The organism is Streptomyces sp. NBC_00637, from assembly GCF_045161545.1.
Lineage (GTDB): Bacteria > Actinomycetota > Actinomycetes > Streptomycetales > Streptomycetaceae > Streptomyces.
Map to the genome: position 1 here is coordinate 7033997 of NZ_CP109046.1, position 16169 is coordinate 7050165.

A 16169-nucleotide genomic window follows, 5' to 3' on the forward strand; every position below is an offset into this window, starting at 1 on the left:
ATGGTCCAACTCTCAAGTGACGGATCGGCGTGATGAGCAAGACGACGACAGTCAAAGACGTCTCCACGAAGTCCGAGCCCGAGCGCGTCACCGCGACCGAGCCCCGGACCGTGGGCGGCAGCCGGGCGTTCGCGATCCTGCTGCTGATCACCGGTGCCGCCGGTCTGCTGGCCGCCTGGGTCATCACCCTCGACAAGTTCAAGATCCTCGAGGCGAAGGTCGAGGGCAAGACCTTCACGCCCAGTTGCAGCATCAGCCCGATCATCAGCTGCGGCAGCGTCATGGAGAGCAAGCAGGCCGCCGCCTTCGGCTTCCCCAACCCGATGCTCGGCCTCGTCGCCTACGGCATCGTGATCTGCGTCGGCGTGAGCCTGCTGACCCGGGTCACTTTCCCGCGCTGGTACTGGCTGACCTTCAACTTCGGCACCCTCTTCGGCGTGGCCTTCTGCAGCTGGCTCCAGTACCAGTCCCTGTACAAGATCAACGCGCTGTGCCTGTGGTGCTCGCTGGCCTGGGTCGCGACGATCACCATGTTCTGGTACGTCACGTCGTTCACCGTGCGCAACGACCTGCTGCCCGCCCCGAGCTGGCTGAAGCGCTTCCTCGGCGAGTTCACCTGGGTCCTGCCGGTCACCCACGTCGGCGTCATCGCCATGCTGATCCTGACCCGCTGGGGCGCCGACCTCTGGGCCTGAGCCCCGTACCGGACGGGCGTCGGACGGCACTGTCAGACCTCTGACGTAGGCTCCGAGGTGTGGAGCCCGACCTGTTCACCGCCGCAGCGGAAGACCGCCAGGAGAAGGATCCCGCCGGGAGCCCCCTGGCGGTCCGGATGCGCCCGCGCACCCTCGACGAGGTGGTGGGCCAGCAGCACCTGCTGAAGCCCGGCTCACCCCTGCGCCGCCTGGTCGGCGAAGGCGCCACGGGCCCGGCCGGACCCTCCTCGGTGATCCTCTGGGGGCCGCCCGGCACCGGGAAGACGACCCTGGCGTATGTCGTCTCCAAGGCCACCAACAAGCGGTTCGTCGAACTGTCGGCCATCACCGCCGGCGTCAAGGAGGTCCGCGCGGTCATCGACGGCGCCCGCCGCGCCATCGGCGGCTACGGCAAGGAGACCGTCCTCTTCCTCGACGAGATCCACCGCTTCAGCAAGGCCCAGCAGGACTCCCTCCTGCCGGCGGTCGAGAACCGCTGGGTGACGCTGATCGCGGCGACCACCGAGAACCCGTACTTCTCGATCATCTCGCCGCTCCTCTCCCGCTCCCTCCTGCTGACCCTCGAGCCGCTCACGGACGACGACCTCCGCGCCCTCGTCAGGCGCGCCCTGGCCGACGAACGCGGCCTCAAGGACGCCCTCACCCTCCCCGAGGACGCCGAGGCTCATCTGCTGCGCATCGCGGGCGGCGACGCCCGCCGCGCGCTCACCGCCCTGGAGGCCGCCGCCGGAGCCGCCCTGGACCAGGACGAGACGGAGATCAGCCTCCAGACCCTGGAGCAGACGGTCGACCGCGCGGCGGTGAAGTACGACCGTGACGGCGACCAGCACTACGACGTCGCCAGCGCTCTCATCAAGTCCATCCGGGGGTCGGACGTCGACGCGGCCCTGCACTACCTGGCCCGCATGATCGAGGCAGGCGAGGACCCCCGGTTCATCGCCCGCCGCCTGATGATCTCCGCCAGCGAGGACATCGGCCTGGCGGACCCGAACGCCCTGCCGATCGCGGTCGCCGCCGCCCAGGCCGTGGCCATGATCGGCTTCCCCGAGGCCGCCCTCACGCTCAGCCACGCCACCATCGCGCTCGCGCTGGCACCCAAGTCCAACGCCGCGACGACCGCGATCGGCGCCGCCCTGGACGACGTGCGCAAGGGACTGGCCGGCCCGGTGCCGCCGCATCTGCGCGACGGCCACTACAAGGGCGCCGCCAAGCTGGGGCACGCGCAGGGGTACGTGTTCCCGCACGACCTGCCCGAGGGCATCGCCGCCCAGCAGTACGCCCCGGACGCCATCAAGGACCGCGAGTACTACGAGCCCACCCGGCACGGCGCCGAGGCCCGCTACGCGGACGCGGTCCAGTGGACCCGGCAGCACCTCGGTCGCGACGGGTCCTGAGCACCCTGTAGACTCGCCCGAAGTGCCGCGTCCCGTGCCGTCAGAACGGGACAGTCGGCCGGAGCAGCGGTCCTCGGACCAGCTCCAGGAGCGTCGCGCACCGTCGATAGGTGTCGCGGGCAGCCCATCACCACCCGGAACTCCGGGACGGTCGGTGGGCAACTCGCGTGCTGCACGTATGTGCCCAGATCAGGGGAGCGGCTGCCCGGCAGGTTCCACGCGGACCCGGCGGGTTTCCCCGGCTGCGGATGCGACCTCCCTTAACCCTGACAAGCCGGAAACCAGGAAAGAGACACACGTGGCGAACCAGCCCCGTCCCAAGGTCAAGAAGTCGCGTGCCCTCGGCATCGCGCTGACCCCGAAGGCCGTCAAGTACTTCGAGGCCCGCCCCTACCCGCCGGGTGAGCACGGCCGTGGCCGCAAGCAGAACTCGGACTACAAGGTCCGTCTGCTCGAGAAGCAGCGTCTGCGCGCGCAGTACGACGTGTCCGAGCGTCAGCTCGTCCGCGCCTACGAGCGTGCCTCCAAGGTCCAGGGCAAGACCGGTGAGGCCCTGATCATCGAGCTCGAGCGCCGTCTCGACGCGCTGGTCCTGCGTTCGGGCATCGCCCGCACGATCTACCAGGCCCGCCAGATGGTCGTCCACGGCCACATCGAGGTCAACGGCCAGAAGGTCGACAAGCCGTCCTTCCGCGTCAAGCCCGACGACGTCGTGATGGTCCGCGAGCGCAGCCGCAGCAAGACGCTGTTCGAGGTCTCCCGCGCCGGTGGCTTCGCCCCCGACGGCGAGACCCCGCGCTACCTCCAGGTGAACCTCGGCGCCCTGGCGTTCCGCCTGGACCGCGAGCCGAACCGCAAGGAGATCCCCGTGATCTGCGACGAGCAGCTCGTCGTCGAGTACTACGCCCGCTGATCCCCACCCGGATCGGACTGCGGCGGTCGTAGGACTCCCACGCCGAGGCCCGTCGTCTCCCTGCCCCTCGGGGCAGGTGGGACGGCGGGCTTTCGCACGTCTAATCCGGTACGGAACGCCGGCGTCGGCGCGATAGGCTCGCCTCCAGAGATAGGTGTTCGTCAGACAGGGAGCGGGTGCGCAGTGTCCGGTGGAGAGGTGGCCGGCATCCTGGTGGCGGTGTTCTGGGCGATCCTGGTCTCCTTCCTCGCCGTCGCACTGGCGAGGCTGGCCCAGACGCTCAGGGCGACCACGAGACTCGTCGCCGACGTGACCGAGCAGGCCGTCCCGCTGCTGGCCGACGCCTCCGCGGCGGTGCGTTCCGCGCAGACCCAGATCGACCGGGTCGACGCGATCGCCACCGACGTCCAGGAAGTCACGTCGAACGCCTCGGCACTGTCCACCACGGTCGCCTCCACCTTCGGCGGCCCCCTGGTGAAGGTCGCCGCCTTCGGCTACGGCGTGCGCCGGGCCCTCGGCGGCCGCAAGGACGACGTGCCCGCCAGGGAGCCCCGGCGGACCGTGATCGTGGGCCGAACCGTCTCCCGGCGGGAGAAGCGCAAGCCCCGTGGAAAGAGGGACTGAGACCAGCGATGTTCCGCCGTACCTTCTGGTTCACCACGGGCGTCGCCGCCGGTGTCTGGGCCACCACCAAGGTCAATCGCAAGCTGAAGCAGCTGACCCCCGAGAGCCTCGCCGCGACCGCGGCGAACAAGGCGCTCGAGACGGGAGCGCGCCTCAAGGACCGCGCGGTGGGTTTCGCGCTCGACGTCCGCGACAACATGGCCCAGCGGGAGGCCGAACTGGGGGAGGCGCTGGGGATCCGCGAGGACCCCGAACTTCCCGCGCCCCGGCGGTACACCGCCATCGAGAACAACCGCAGCACCCCCAAGTACCCCGAGCACATCGAGAACACGACGTACTCGCACAACCGGAATGAGGACCACTGATGGAGTCGGCCGAGATCCGCCGCCGCTGGCTGAGCTTCTACGAGGAGCGCGGGCACACCGTCGTGCCTTCGGCGTCGCTCATCGCGGACGACCCGACTCTGCTCCTGGTCCCCGCCGGCATGGTCCCCTTCAAGCCGTACTTCCTCGGCGAGGTCAAGCCGCCGTGGGCGCGCGCCACCAGCGTGCAGAAGTGCGTGCGCACGCCCGACATCGAAGAGGTCGGCAAGACCACCCGGCACGGCACGTTCTTCCAGATGTGCGGCAACTTCTCCTTCGGCGACTACTTCAAGGAAGGCGCCATCAAGTACGCCTGGGAGCTGCTCACCAGCCCCCAGGACAAGGGTGGTTACGGCCTGCAGCCGGAGAAGCTCTGGATCACGGTCTATCAGGACGACGACGAGGCCGAGCGGATCTGGCACGAGGTCGTCGGCGTGCCCAAGGAGCGCATCCAGCGCCTCGGCATGAAGGACAACTACTGGTCCATGGGCGTCCCGGGCCCCTGCGGCCCCTGTTCCGAGATCAACTACGACCGCGGCCCCGAGTTCGGCGTCGAGGGCGGCCCCGCCGTCAACGACGAGCGGTACGTGGAGATCTGGAACCTCGTCTTCATGCAGTACGAGCGCGGCGAGGGCATCGGCAAGGACAACTTCGAGATCCTGGGCGACCTGCCGAGCAAGAACATCGACACGGGCCTCGGCCTCGAGCGCCTCGCCATGATTCTGCAGGGCGTGCAGAACATGTACGAGATCGACACCTCGATGGCCGTCATCAAGAAGGCCACCGAGCTGACCGGTGTCGAGTACGGCGCGGCCCACGAGTCGGACGTCTCGCTGCGCGTGGTCACCGACCACATGCGCACCTCCGTGATGCTCATCGGCGACGGCGTCACCCCCGGCAACGAGGGCCGCGGTTACGTCCTGCGCCGCATCATGCGCCGCGCCATCCGCAACATGCGCCTCCTCGGCGCCACGGGTCTGGTCGTCAAGGACCTGATCGACGTCGTGATCGAGATGATGGGGCAGCAGTACCCCGAACTCGTCACCGACCGCGAGCGCATCGAGAAGGTCGCCCTGGCCGAGGAGAACGCCTTCGTCAAGACGCTGAAGGCCGGCACCAACATCCTCGACACCGCCGTCACCGAGACCAAGCAGTCCGGTGGCACGGTGCTGGCCGGGGACAGGGCCTTCCTGCTCCACGACACCTGGGGCTTCCCGATCGACCTCACCCTGGAGATGGCCGCCGAACAGGGCCTCTCCGTGGACGAGGACGGCTTCCGCCGTCTGATGAAGGAACAGCGGGAACGCGCCAAGGCCGACGCCCAGGCCAAGAAGACCGGCCACGCCGGTGTCGGCGCCTACCGCGAGATCGCCGACAAGGCCGGGGAGACCGACTTCATCGGTTACTCCGACACCGACGGCGAGTCGACGATCGTCGGCATCCTCGTCGACGGCGCCTCCTCGCCGGCCGCCACCGAGGGCGACGAGGTCGAGATCGTCCTCGACCGCACCCCGTTCTACGCCGAGGGCGGCGGCCAGATCGGCGACACCGGCCGCATCAAGGTGGACACCGGCGCCGTCATCGAGATCCGCGACACGCAGAAGCCGGTACCCGGCGTGTACGTCCACAAGGGCGTCGTCCAGGTCGGCGAGGTCACGCTCGGCGCCAAGGCCCACGCCTCGATCGACCGGCGCCGCCGCACGGCCATCGCCCGCGCCCACTCGGCCACGCACCTCACGCACCAGGCGCTGCGCGACGCCCTCGGCCCGACGGCCGCCCAGGCCGGTTCCGAGAACCAGCCCGGCCGCTTCCGCTTCGACTTCGGTTCCCCGTCCGCCGTCCCGACGGCCGTGATGACCGACGTCGAGCAGAAGATCAACGAGATCCTCGCCCGGGACCTGGACGTCCAGGCCGAGGTCATGGGCATCGACGAGGCCAAGAAGCAGGGCGCCATCGCCGAGTTCGGCGAGAAGTACGGCGAGCGGGTCCGGGTCGTGACCATCGGCGACTTCTCCAAGGAGCTGTGCGGTGGCACGCACGTGCACAACACCTCCCAGCTGGGTCTGGTGAAGCTGCTCGGCGAGTCGTCGATCGGCTCGGGTGTCCGCCGCATCGAGGCCCTCGTCGGCGTCGACGCCTACAACTTCCTGGCCCGTGAGCACACGGTCGTCGCCCAGCTCCAGGAGCTGATCAAGGGCCGTCCGGAAGAGCTCCCGGAGAAGGTCTCCGCCATGCTCGGCAAGCTGAAGGACGCCGAGAAGGAGATCGAGAAGTTCCGCGCGGAGAAGGTCCTCCAGGCCGCCGCCGGTCTCACGGATTCCGCCAAGGACGTCTGCGGTGTCGCCCTCGTCACCGGCCAGGTCCCGGACGGCACGACCCCGGACGACCTGCGCAGGCTCGTGCTCGACGTGCGCGGCCGCATCCAGGGCGGCCGGGCCGCCGTGGTCGCCCTGTTCACGGTGAACAACGGCAAGCCCCTCACGGTCATCGCCACCAACGAGGCCGCCCGCGAGCGCGGTCTCAAGGCCGGCGAGCTGGTCCGTACGGCCGCCAAGACCCTCGGCGGCGGCGGTGGCGGCAAGCCGGACGTCGCTCAGGGCGGCGGCCAGAACCCGTCCGCGGTCGGCGACGCCGTGGACGCCGTCGAGCGGCTCGTGGCGGAAACGGCCAAGTGAGTCAGTCGATGAGGAAGGGCCGTCGACTCGCGATCGACGTCGGGGACGCCCGGATCGGGGTCGCCTCGTGCGACCCCGACGGGATCCTCGCCACCCCGGTGGAGACGGTCCCCGGCCGGGACGTCCCCGCGGCACACCGCCGGCTCGGACAACTGGTCGAGGAGTACGAGCCGATCGAGGTCGTGGTGGGTCTGCCCCGCTCCCTCAAGGGGGGCGAGGGCCCGGCCGCGGTCAAGGTCCGCGGTTTCGCGCAGGAGCTGGCGAACAAAATCGCGCCGGTATCCGTACGTCTGGTGGACGAGCGGATGACGACCGTGACAGCCAGTCAGGGACTGCGTGCCTCGGGTGTGAAGGCGAAGAAGGGCCGCTCGGTGATCGACCAGGCAGCCGCTGTGATCATCCTTCAGCAGGCGCTGGAATCCGAACGGGTGTCAGGTAAAGCGCCGGGCGAGGGCGTCGAAGTGGTCATCTGATCGCGGTACGGTAACGTTCCGCGCGATGTGGCGGCGTTCGAACAGCGGCCGCACAGAGAGAGACGGAACGGTGACGGGCCTGATAAAGCCGCGTGATCGCCGCCTCGCGGCTCTAGGGGATCGATGACTGAGTATGGCCGGGGCCCTGGCTCCGAACCGTGGCATCCGGAGGACCCGTTGTACGGGGACGGCGGATGGGAAGGGCAGCAGGCCCCCACGGGCCATCAGCCTGCCTACGGTGGCCAGCCACAGCACCCCCACTACCCGCAGCAGCAGCAGCCGCAGCAGCAGGAGTACGGCGACTGGCACCAGGGACAGGCGCAGCAGTACGACCAGCAGCAGTACGGACAGCAGCAGTACGACCCGCAGTACCAGGGCTACGACCAGCAGCAGTACGCCGATCAGGGCCAGCAGTTCGCCCACCAGAACCAGCAGCCCTATCACGAGGGGTATCAGGAGGGCGGCTGGGACGGCACGGGCACCCATGCCCACGTCCCCTACGCGGCCGATCCGGGTGACCCCTACGGGCAGCAGGCCGCGGCCTACGGCGCCGAGCAGCCCGACTTCTACGGCACTCCGGACGCGTATCCGCCGCCGGAGCCGCCCGCCCGGCGGCGCGCCGAGCCCGAGCCCGCGCCCGAACCCGAGTCCGAGCAGAAGCCCGACTGGGACCCCGGGCCCGATCAGGGTGAGCACGCCTTCTTCGCGGGCGGCGGGGCCGAGGACGACGAGGACGACGACGAGCCGGAGGGCCGCGGCGACCGGCGGGGCCGGGGCGGCAAGGGCACGAAGACCAAGAAGGGCAAGAAGAGCCGCAACGGCTGCGCCTGCCTGGTCGTCGTGCTGGTGTTCGGCGGCGGCGTCGCGGGCGTCGGGTATTTCGGCTACGACTACTACCAGAATCGTTACGGCGCGGCTCCGGACTTCGCGGGCGAGGGCACCAAGCAGACCGTGAGCGTCGAGGTGCCCAAGGGCTCCGGCGGTGCCGCGATCGGCCGACTGCTGAAGGACGCCGGCGTGGTCAAGAGCGTCGACGCGTTCGTCTCGGCGTTCACGAACAATCCCGAAGCGGGAGGCATCCAGGCGGGCGCATACATCCTGAAGAAGGAGATGTCCGCGAAGAACGCCGTGGAGATGATGCTCGACCCCAAGAGCCAGGCCAACGTGATGGTCACTCCGGGGCAGCGGAACGTGGCCGTCTACAAAATCATCGACGCCAAACTCGGACTTGCCTCCGGTGCCACCAGAAAAGTGGCGGAGAGCGATTACAAGACGCTCGGTCTGCCCGCCTGGGCGAACGACAACGATGACATCAAGGACCCGCTGGAGGGCTTCCTCTTCCCGGGGACGTACGCCGCGGCCAAGGGCATGAAGCCCGCGGCGGTCCTGAAGTCGATGGTCGCCCACGCCAACGAGGTGTACGGCGAGTACGACCTCGACGCGAAGGCCAAGGCGCTCAAGCTCGAGAACCCGTTGCAGGTCATCACGGTCGCCAGCCTCGTCCAGGCCGAGGGCAAGACGCACGACGACTACCGCAAGATGGCGGAGGTCGTCTACAACCGGCTCAAGCCGACGAACGACCAGACCAACCAACTGCTCCAGTTCGACTCGACCTTCAACTACCTGAAGGGCGAGAGCAAGATCGACATCAGCGAGTCCGAGATCAACAGCAACAAGGACCCGTACAACACCTACACCAACAAGGGCCTGACGCCCGGACCGATCGGGAATCCCGGCGAGGACGCGCTGAAGGCCACCATGAATCCGACCACCGACGGCTGGATCTATTTCGTGGCCACCGACGGTGAGAGCAACACGGAATTCGCCAAGACCTACGCGGATTTCCAGAAACTCAAGGACAAGTTCGATGCCAGTACGGGCAACTGACGCCCGCCGGGCCGCGGTACTCGGCAGCCCCATCGTCCACTCCCTCTCCCCGGTGCTGCACCGCGCCGCGTACGAGGCACTGGAACTCACCGGCTGGTCGTACGACCGGTTCGACGTCGACGAGGAGGCCCTGCCCTCCTTCGTGACCGGGCTCGGCGCCGAATGGGCCGGCCTGTCGCTGACCATGCCGCTGAAGCGCGCGGTCATCCCGCTGCTCGACGAGATCAGCGAGACGGCGGCCTCCGTCGAGGCGGTCAACACCCTCGTGTTCACCGAGGACGGCCGACGGCTCGGCGACAACACGGACATCCCCGGCATGGTCGCCGCCCTGCGCGAGCGTGGCGTCGAACAGGTCGACTCGGCCGCGATCCTCGGCGCCGGCGCGACCGCGTCCTCCGCCCTGGCCGCCCTGTCGCGGGTCTGCGCCGGAGAGATCGTCACCTACGTCCGCAGCGCGGCCCGCGCCGCCGAGATGCGGCAGTGGGGCGAGCGGCTCGACGTCGACGTCCGGATCGCCGACTGGGCGGACGCCGCAGACGCGCTGCGCTTCCCGCTGGTCGTCGCGACCACCCCGGCGGGGGCCACGGACGCCCTCGCCGCCTCGGTGCCGGAGCGCCCCACCACCCTCTTCGACGTGCTCTACGACCCGTGGCCGACCGAGCTGGCCGCCCGCTGGTCCATGTTCGGCGGCGCCGTCGTCAGCGGCCTCGACCTGCTCGTGCACCAGGCGGTCCTCCAGGTGGAGCAGATGACCGGCCGGGCCCCGGCGCCGGTGGAGGCCATGCGACAGGCGGGCGAGCACGCCCTCGCCGCCCGCGGGGCCTCGCACCACCCGTGAGCCCCTCACCGGCCGCTGCACCGTCCGCTTGCTGGACCGGCGACCGGTTCCAGGGCCGGGACGTGGGAGGATCGGAGGTGGCGGGCCAGGGCCGCGCACCCGGTCACGCCAGCGACGTACGCGATGGACGCGCGTGCGCAGAGCAGTACCAGGGCGCGAGCACTGAGGAGCATCGTTGAGCAGGCTGCGTTGGCTGACCGCGGGGGAATCCCACGGTCCCGCACTTGTCGCGACGCTGGAGGGCCTTCCCGCCGGCGTGCCGATCACCACCGAGATGGTCGCCGACCACCTCGCGCGGCGACGGCTCGGCTATGGGCGTGGTGCGCGCATGAAGTTCGAGCGCGACGAGGTCACCTTCCTCGGCGGTGTCCGGCACGGCCTGACCATGGGGTCCCCGGTCGCCGTCATGGTGGGCAACACGGAGTGGCCGAAGTGGGAACAGGTCATGGCGGCCGACCCGGTCGACCCGGAGATCCTCGCCGGCCTCGCCCGCAACGCCCCCCTCACCCGCCCGCGCCCCGGCCACGCCGACCTCGCCGGGATGCAGAAGTACGGCTTCGACGAGGCCCGGCCGATCCTGGAGCGCGCCTCCGCGCGTGAGACGGCCGCCCGGGTCGCGCTGGGCGCGGTGGCCCGGTCGTACCTGAAGGAGACGGCCGGCATCGAGATCGTCTCGCACGTCGTCGAGCTGGCGGCCGCGAAGGCGCCCTACGGCGTCCTGCCGACCCCCGCGGACGTCGAGAAGCTGGACGCGGACCCGGTCCGCTGCCTGGACTCGGACGCCTCGAAGGCGATGGTCGCGGAGATCGACCAGGCCCACAAGGACGGCGACACCCTCGGCGGCGTCGTCGAGGTGCTGGCGTACGACGTCCCGGTCGGCCTCGGCTCGCACGTGCACTGGGACCGCCGGCTGGACGCCCGCCTGGCCGCGGCCCTGATGGGCATCCAGGCGATCAAGGGCGTCGAGGTCGGCGACGGCTTCGACCTCGCGCGCGTGCCGGGTTCGAAGGCGCACGACGAGATCGTCACCACGCCCGAGGGCATCAGGCGCGCCAGCGGCCGTTCCGGCGGCACCGAGGGCGGCCTCACCACCGGCGAGCTGCTGCGCGTCCGCGCGGCGATGAAGCCCATCGCGACCGTGCCGCGGGCCCTGAAGACGGTGGACGTCGCCACCGGCGAGGCCACCCAGGCGCACCACCAGCGCTCCGACGTGTGCGCGGTCCCGGCCGCCGGGATCGTCGCCGAGGCGATGGTCGCGCTGGTGCTCGCCGACGCGGTGGCGGAGAAGTTCGGCGGCGACAGCGTCCCCGAGACCCGCCGCAACGTGCGGTCGTACCTCGACAGTCTGCACATCCGATGAGCGGGCCGGTGGTCGTCCTCGTCGGCCCGATGGGCGTCGGCAAGTCCACCGTCGGGCAGCTGCTCGCCGAGCGGCTCGGTGTCGCCTACCGGGACACCGACGACGACATCGTCGCCGAGGCGGGCCGCAGCATCGCGGAGATCTTCGTCGACGAGGGCGAGGACGCCTTCCGTGCGGTCGAGAAGCGGGCCGTGCGGCGCGCGCTCGCCGAGCACGACGGCGTGCTGGCGCTCGGCGGCGGCTCGATCCTGGACGCCGACACCCGCGGGCTCCTGGCCGGGCAGCGCGTGGTCTACCTGGCCATGGACGTCGAGGAAGCCGTCAAGCGGACCGGTCTGAACGCGGCGCGCCCGCTGCTTGCCGTCAATCCGCGCAAGCAGTGGCGCGAACTGATGGACGCCCGCCGCCACCTCTACGAGGGCGTCGCGACCGCGGTCGTGACCACGGACGGCCGTACGCCCGAAGAGGTCGGCCAAGCAGCCCTGGACGCTTTGGAGTTGAAGGAAGTATGAGCAGCGAGTCCGTCACGCGGATCCGGGTCGGCGGCAGCGCGGGTTCGGAGCCGTACGAGGTTCTGATCGGCCGTCAGTTGCTGGGCGAGCTGGGCGGGTTGATCGGTGACCGCGTGAAGCGGGTCGCCGTGATCCACCCCGAGGCGCTCGCCGGCACCGGGGAGGCGCTCCGCGCCGACCTGGCCGAACAGGGCTACGAGGCCGTCGCCATCCAGGTGCCGAACGCCGAGGAGGCCAAGACCGCCGAGGTCGCCGCCTACTGCTGGAAGGCGCTCGGCCAGTCCGGGTTCACCCGCACCGACGTCGTCGTGGGCGTCGGCGGGGGCTCCACCACGGACCTGGCCGGGTTCGTCGCCGCTACCTGGCTGCGCGGGGTGCGCTGGATCGCCGTCCCGACGACCGTGCTGGCCATGGTCGACGCGGCCGTCGGCGGCAAGACCGGCATCAACACCGCCGAGGGCAAGAACCTCGTCGGTGCCTTCCACCCGCCGGCCGGTGTGCTGTGCGACCTGGCCGCGCTGGACTCCCTGCCGGTCAACGACTACGTCTCCGGGCTCGCCGAGATCATCAAGGCCGGCTTCATCGCCGACCCGGCGATCCTCGAACTGATCGAGTCCGACCCCGAGGCCGCCCGCACCCCGGCGGGCCCGCACACCGCCGAGCTCATCGAGCGTTCCATCAGGGTCAAGGCGGACGTCGTGTCGTCCGACCTGAAGGAGTCGGGCCTGCGGGAGATCCTGAACTACGGCCACACCCTGGCGCACGCGATCGAGAAGAACGAGCGCTACAAGTGGCGGCACGGCGCGGCCGTGTCGGTGGGCATGCACTTCGCCGCCGAACTGGGCCGCCTCGCGGGCCGGCTGGACGACGCGACGGCCGACCGCCACCGCACGGTCCTGGAGTCGGTGGGACTGCCGCTGCACTACCGCCATGACCAGTGGCCCAAGCTGCTGGAGAACATGAAGGTCGACAAGAAGTCCCGCGGCGACCTGCTGCGGTTCATCGTCCTGGACGGCCTCGCCAAGCCGAACGTCCTCGAGGGTCCCGACCCGGCCGTCCTGCTGGCCGCGTACGGGGAGGTCGGCGAGTAGGAGCGCGGGATGGGCGAGTAGGTCCGCCCGCTTCCCTTCCGCCCGATTCGCTTTCCACGGCGGGCACTTCGGACCGCCCCCGGCCGTTCACCAAACGACGGCCGGGGGCGGTACCGTTCAGTAGCGAAGAGGGGGTTTCGCGCCCCTCACAACCAGCGCCCATTGCCTGTACGAGACGGAGTGGCACCGGATGCAGCACGCAGTGGGTTCTCCGCTGCCGCCGCCCCACCAGCCGGGTGGCGCCCCCCAGCAGCAGCCGGGGTACCTCGGCGCCCCCTCGGGCCCGGTGCCGCCCGCGCCCGAGCCACCGGTCCCTCCCGTGCCGCCGCCACCGGCCCCGCAGCACGCCCCGGGCCCGCAGGGCACCGATACCACCGGGCACGTCCGACTGCCGCCGGGCGGCCCCGTCCCGATGCCCAGCGCGCCGCCCGCCCCGACCGTCCCCGACCCGGCGGCCACCACGCTGGCGGTACTGCTGATCGGCCCGGCGGGCGCCGGAAAGACGAGCGTCGCCAAGTTCTGGGCCGACCACCGCCGGGTGCCCACGGCCCACGTCAGCCTCGACGACGTGCGGGAATGGGTGCGTTCGGGCTTCGCCGACCCGCAGTCCGGGTGGAACGACCACTCCGAGGCCCAGTACCGTCTGGCCCGCCGCACCTGTGGCTTCGCCGCGCGCAACTTCCTGGCCAACGGCATCTCGTGCATCCTGGACGACGCGATCTTCCCCGACCGCCCGGCCGTGGGCCTGGGTGGCTGGAAACGGCACGTGGGCCCGGGTCTGCTGCCCGTCGTCCTCCTGCCCGGCCTGGAAGTGGTCCTGGAGCGCAACGCCGAACGCGCCGGCAACCGCCGCCTCACCGACGAGGAGGTGGCCCGTATCCACGGCCGCATGGCCGGCTGGTACGGCTCCGGCCTGCCCATCATCGACAACTCCCAACTGGACGTCCCGACCACGGCAAGGGTCCTGGACGACGTCCTGGCGAGGGCGATCGCGAGCCCCCCGAAGTGGTAGAGCGCCCCCGCGCGCTCCCGTCCGGCCCGGACCGTTCCCCCGAACGCCTCCCCAACCGGCACAATCCGGCCACTCCTCCTACGCTCGTGTCATGTCAGAGGTCTACGCGTCCCGCCGCACCCGGCTGAGAGAACGCTGCAACGCCAGCGGCAGCGCCACCGCGCTGATCTCCCGCCCCGCCAACGTGAGATACCTCGCCGGTGCGGCCCCGCGCGGCGCCGTCCTGCTGCTGGGCAGACGTGAGGATCTTCTCGTCTGCACGGGCCCGCCCGACGACCGCCCGAGCGAGGGCCGGCCGGACGAGGCCCTGCGGATCCACGTGCTGCGCCTGCCCGGAGGCGATCCGGCGGTCGCCGCCGCCGATCTCCTCGTGGGCGAGGGCGGCGACTCCCTCGCGGTGGAGGAGCACCACCTCACGGTGGCCCGCCACCGCGCGTTGAGCTCCGTCGCGCCCCGGCTGCGCCTCGCCGACCTGGGCGGCGCGGTGGAGCAGCTGAGAGTGGTGAAGGACGAGGAGGAGATCTCCTGCCTGCGGATCGGCGCCGAGATCGCCGACCAGGCCCTGGGCGAGCTGCTGGAGTCCATCCTGGTGGGCCGTACGGAACGGCATCTCGCCCTCGAACTGGAACGGCGTCTCGTCGATCACGGTGCCGACGGCCCCGCCTTCCCCACCTCGGTCGCCACCGGCCCGAACTCCGGCCGGCGCGGCCACCGGCCCACCGACCGCCGGGTCGAGGAAGGCGACTTTCTCTCCGTCTGCCTGGGGGCGAGCTACCGCGGCTACCGCTGCGAGATCGGCCGTACCTTCGTGATCGGCACGTCCCCCGCCGACTGGCAGATCGAGCTGTACGACCTCGTCTTCGCTGCCCAGCGGGCCGGACGCGAGGCCCTGGTACCCGGCGCCGCCTTCCGGGACGTGGACCGCGCGGCCCGCCAGATCCTGGACTCCGCGGGGCACTCCGAGGGCCTTCCGGCGCTCACCGGGCATGGGGTCGGGCTCGAAATCGAGGAGGACCCGCAGCTGTCTCCCGCGGCCATGGGTAAACTGGACGCTTGCGTGCCGGTCACCGTCGAACCGGGGGTCCACCTCCCGGGCCGGGGCGGTGTCAGGATCGATGACACGCTCGTCGTGCGCCCCGAGGCGGACGGCGGACCCGAGCTACTCACCATTACGACCAAGGAGCTGCTCGCCCTCTAGGCAGGTGCGTGCACCGGGGTCGTCCACGTCAGTCCAGGAGATTCCGCAACCGTGGCTTCCACGAACGACCTCAAGAACGGCCTGGTGCTCAAGCTCGAAGGCGGCCAGCTCTGGTCCGTCGTCGAGTTCCAGCACGTCAAGCCCGGCAAGGGCCCGGCCTTCGTGCGCACCAAGCTGAAGAACGTGCTTTCCGGCAAGGTCGTCGACAAGACGTTCAACGCCGGCGTCAAGGTCGAGACGGCCACTGTCGACAAGCGCGACATGCAGTTCTCGTACATGGACGGCGAGTACTTCGTCTTCATGGACATGGAGACCTACGACCAGCTGATGGTCGACCGCAAGGCCGTCGGCGACGCCGCCAACTTCCTGATCGAGGGCTTCACGGCCACCGTCGCGCAGCACGAGGGCGAGGTGCTCTTCGTCGAGCTGCCGGCCGCCGTCGAGCTCGTCGTGCAGGAGACCGAGCCGGGCCTGCAGGGGGACCGCTCCACCGGTGGCACCAAGCCCGCCACCCTGGAGACCGGTCACCAGATCAACGTCCCGCTCTTCATCACCACCGGTGAGAAGATCAAGGTCGACACCCGCACCAGCGACTACCTCGGCCGGGTGAACAGCTAACCGTGGCTGCCCGCAACACGGCCCGCAAGCGCGCCTTCCAGATCCTCTTCGAGGGCGACCAGCGCGGAGTCGACGTCCTGACGGTCCTCGCGGACTGGATCCGGCTCTCCCGGGCCGACACCCGGCAGCCGCCGGTCAGCGAGTACACCATGCAGTTGGTCGAGGGGTACGCCGGGTACGCGCGGCGCATCGACGACCTGATCTCGCAGTACTCGGTCGGCTGGACGCTGGACCGGATGCCGGTCGTCGACCGCAACATCCTGCGTCTCGGCGCCTACGAGCTGATCTGGGCCGACGAGACCCCGGACGCGGTCGTCCTCGACGAGATGGTGCAGCTCGCCAAGGAGTTCTCCACGGACGAGTCGCCGTCGTTCGTCAACGGCCTGCTCGGCCGGTTCAAGGAGCTCAAGCCGTCACTGCGCCGGGACGAGGCGTAACGGCACAGCCGTACGGCAGTCGTACGACAACGCCTGAGGGCCCGCAGCGACACGCTGCG

16 protein-coding genes are annotated in these 16169 nt (G+C 70.4%); all 16 read left to right on the forward strand.

Features of this window, described 5'->3' with window-relative positions; all coding sequences use genetic code 11:
• Window positions 1-32: 32 nt before the first annotated feature.
• Window positions 33-695, forward strand: coding sequence for a vitamin K epoxide reductase family protein (locus OG440_RS30965; protein WP_406010053.1), 663 nt, complete (start codon window positions 33-35; stop codon window positions 693-695).
• Window positions 696-754: 59 nt separating this feature from the next.
• Window positions 755-2110, forward strand: coding sequence for a replication-associated recombination protein A (locus OG440_RS30970; RefSeq protein WP_406010054.1), 1356 nt, complete (start codon window positions 755-757; stop codon window positions 2108-2110).
• 298 nt (window positions 2111-2408) lie between these two features.
• Window positions 2409-3023 carry a 30S ribosomal protein S4 gene (rpsD, locus tag OG440_RS30975; protein WP_093775827.1) on the forward strand — a complete coding sequence of 205 codons (615 nt, stop codon included), beginning with the start codon at window positions 2409-2411 and terminating at the stop codon, window positions 3021-3023.
• Window positions 3024-3206: 183 nt separating this feature from the next.
• Window positions 3207-3647: a DUF948 domain-containing protein gene (locus tag OG440_RS30980; RefSeq protein WP_062646681.1), complete on the forward strand. Its 441-nt coding sequence runs from the start codon at window positions 3207-3209 to the stop codon at window positions 3645-3647.
• Window positions 3648-3655: 8 nt separating this feature from the next.
• Complete coding sequence (locus OG440_RS30985) at window positions 3656-4012, forward strand: hypothetical protein (RefSeq protein WP_406010055.1); 357 nt, start codon at window positions 3656-3658, stop codon at window positions 4010-4012.
• A complete protein-coding gene (gene alaS / locus OG440_RS30990) occupies window positions 4012-6684 on the forward strand; it encodes an alanine--tRNA ligase (protein ID WP_406010056.1) in 2673 nt (890 codons plus the stop codon). The genes OG440_RS30985 and alaS overlap by 1 nt, the downstream gene beginning before the upstream one ends.
• A gap of 8 nt (window positions 6685-6692) precedes the next feature.
• Window positions 6693-7157, forward strand: a complete 465-nt coding sequence (gene ruvX, locus OG440_RS30995; protein ID WP_093775835.1) for a Holliday junction resolvase RuvX — start codon at window positions 6693-6695, stop codon at window positions 7155-7157.
• A gap of 123 nt (window positions 7158-7280) precedes the next feature.
• Window positions 7281-9044, forward strand: coding sequence for an endolytic transglycosylase MltG (mltG, locus tag OG440_RS31000; RefSeq protein WP_406010057.1), 1764 nt, complete (start codon window positions 7281-7283; stop codon window positions 9042-9044).
• Window positions 9025-9882, forward strand: a complete 858-nt coding sequence (locus OG440_RS31005; RefSeq protein WP_406010058.1) for a shikimate dehydrogenase — start codon at window positions 9025-9027, stop codon at window positions 9880-9882. Before mltG ends, OG440_RS31005 begins: the two co-directional genes overlap by 20 nt.
• Window positions 9883-10057: 175 nt before the next feature.
• Window positions 10058-11242 carry a chorismate synthase gene (aroC, locus tag OG440_RS31010; protein WP_406010059.1) on the forward strand — a complete coding sequence of 395 codons (1185 nt, stop codon included), beginning with the start codon at window positions 10058-10060 and terminating at the stop codon, window positions 11240-11242.
• Entirely contained in the window at window positions 11239-11754 is a 516-nt protein-coding gene (locus OG440_RS31015) for a shikimate kinase (protein WP_406010060.1), read from the forward strand. The genes aroC and OG440_RS31015 overlap by 4 nt, the downstream gene beginning before the upstream one ends.
• Window positions 11751-12845, forward strand: coding sequence for a 3-dehydroquinate synthase (aroB, locus tag OG440_RS31020; protein ID WP_406010061.1), 1095 nt, complete (start codon window positions 11751-11753; stop codon window positions 12843-12845). The genes OG440_RS31015 and aroB overlap by 4 nt, the downstream gene beginning before the upstream one ends.
• 190 nt (window positions 12846-13035) lie before the next feature.
• On the forward strand, window positions 13036-13857 hold the full coding sequence (locus tag OG440_RS31025) for a Pro-rich N-terminal domain-containing protein (protein ID WP_406010062.1): 822 nt from the start codon (window positions 13036-13038) through the stop codon (window positions 13855-13857).
• A 91-nt stretch (window positions 13858-13948) separates the two neighbouring features.
• The gene (locus tag OG440_RS31030; protein WP_406010063.1) at window positions 13949-15055 is read left to right on the forward strand and encodes an aminopeptidase P family protein; all 1107 of its coding nucleotides are present in this window, start codon (window positions 13949-13951) and stop codon (window positions 15053-15055) included.
• A gap of 51 nt (window positions 15056-15106) precedes the next feature.
• Window positions 15107-15673: an elongation factor P gene (efp, locus tag OG440_RS31035; protein ID WP_020128856.1), complete on the forward strand. Its 567-nt coding sequence runs from the start codon at window positions 15107-15109 to the stop codon at window positions 15671-15673.
• Window positions 15674-15675: 2 nt separating this feature from the next.
• The gene (gene nusB, locus OG440_RS31040; protein ID WP_351768131.1) at window positions 15676-16110 is read left to right on the forward strand and encodes a transcription antitermination factor NusB; all 435 of its coding nucleotides are present in this window, start codon (window positions 15676-15678) and stop codon (window positions 16108-16110) included.
• Window positions 16111-16169 lie beyond the last annotated feature (59 nt).

Bases quoted from the DNA above. Each gene is read 5' to 3' on its own strand.
- OG440_RS30965 (WP_406010053.1), top strand. From the start codon at position 33: ATGAGCAAGACGACGACAGTCAAAGACGTCTCCACGAAGTCCGAGCCC.
- OG440_RS30985 (WP_406010055.1), top strand. From the start codon at position 3,656: ATGTTCCGCCGTACCTTCTGGTTCACCACGGGCGTCGCCGCCGGTGTC.
- alaS (WP_406010056.1), top strand. From the start codon at position 4,012: ATGGAGTCGGCCGAGATCCGCCGCCGCTGGCTGAGCTTCTACGAGGAG.
- ruvX (WP_093775835.1), top strand. From the start codon at position 6,693: ATGAGGAAGGGCCGTCGACTCGCGATCGACGTCGGGGACGCCCGGATC.
- mltG (WP_406010057.1), top strand. From the start codon at position 7,281: ATGACTGAGTATGGCCGGGGCCCTGGCTCCGAACCGTGGCATCCGGAG.
- OG440_RS31005 (WP_406010058.1), top strand. From the start codon at position 9,025: ATGCCAGTACGGGCAACTGACGCCCGCCGGGCCGCGGTACTCGGCAGC.
- OG440_RS31015 (WP_406010060.1), top strand. From the start codon at position 11,239: ATGAGCGGGCCGGTGGTCGTCCTCGTCGGCCCGATGGGCGTCGGCAAG.
- aroB (WP_406010061.1), top strand. From the start codon at position 11,751: ATGAGCAGCGAGTCCGTCACGCGGATCCGGGTCGGCGGCAGCGCGGGT.
- OG440_RS31025 (WP_406010062.1), top strand. From the start codon at position 13,036: ATGCAGCACGCAGTGGGTTCTCCGCTGCCGCCGCCCCACCAGCCGGGT.
- OG440_RS31030 (WP_406010063.1), top strand. From the start codon at position 13,949: ATGTCAGAGGTCTACGCGTCCCGCCGCACCCGGCTGAGAGAACGCTGC.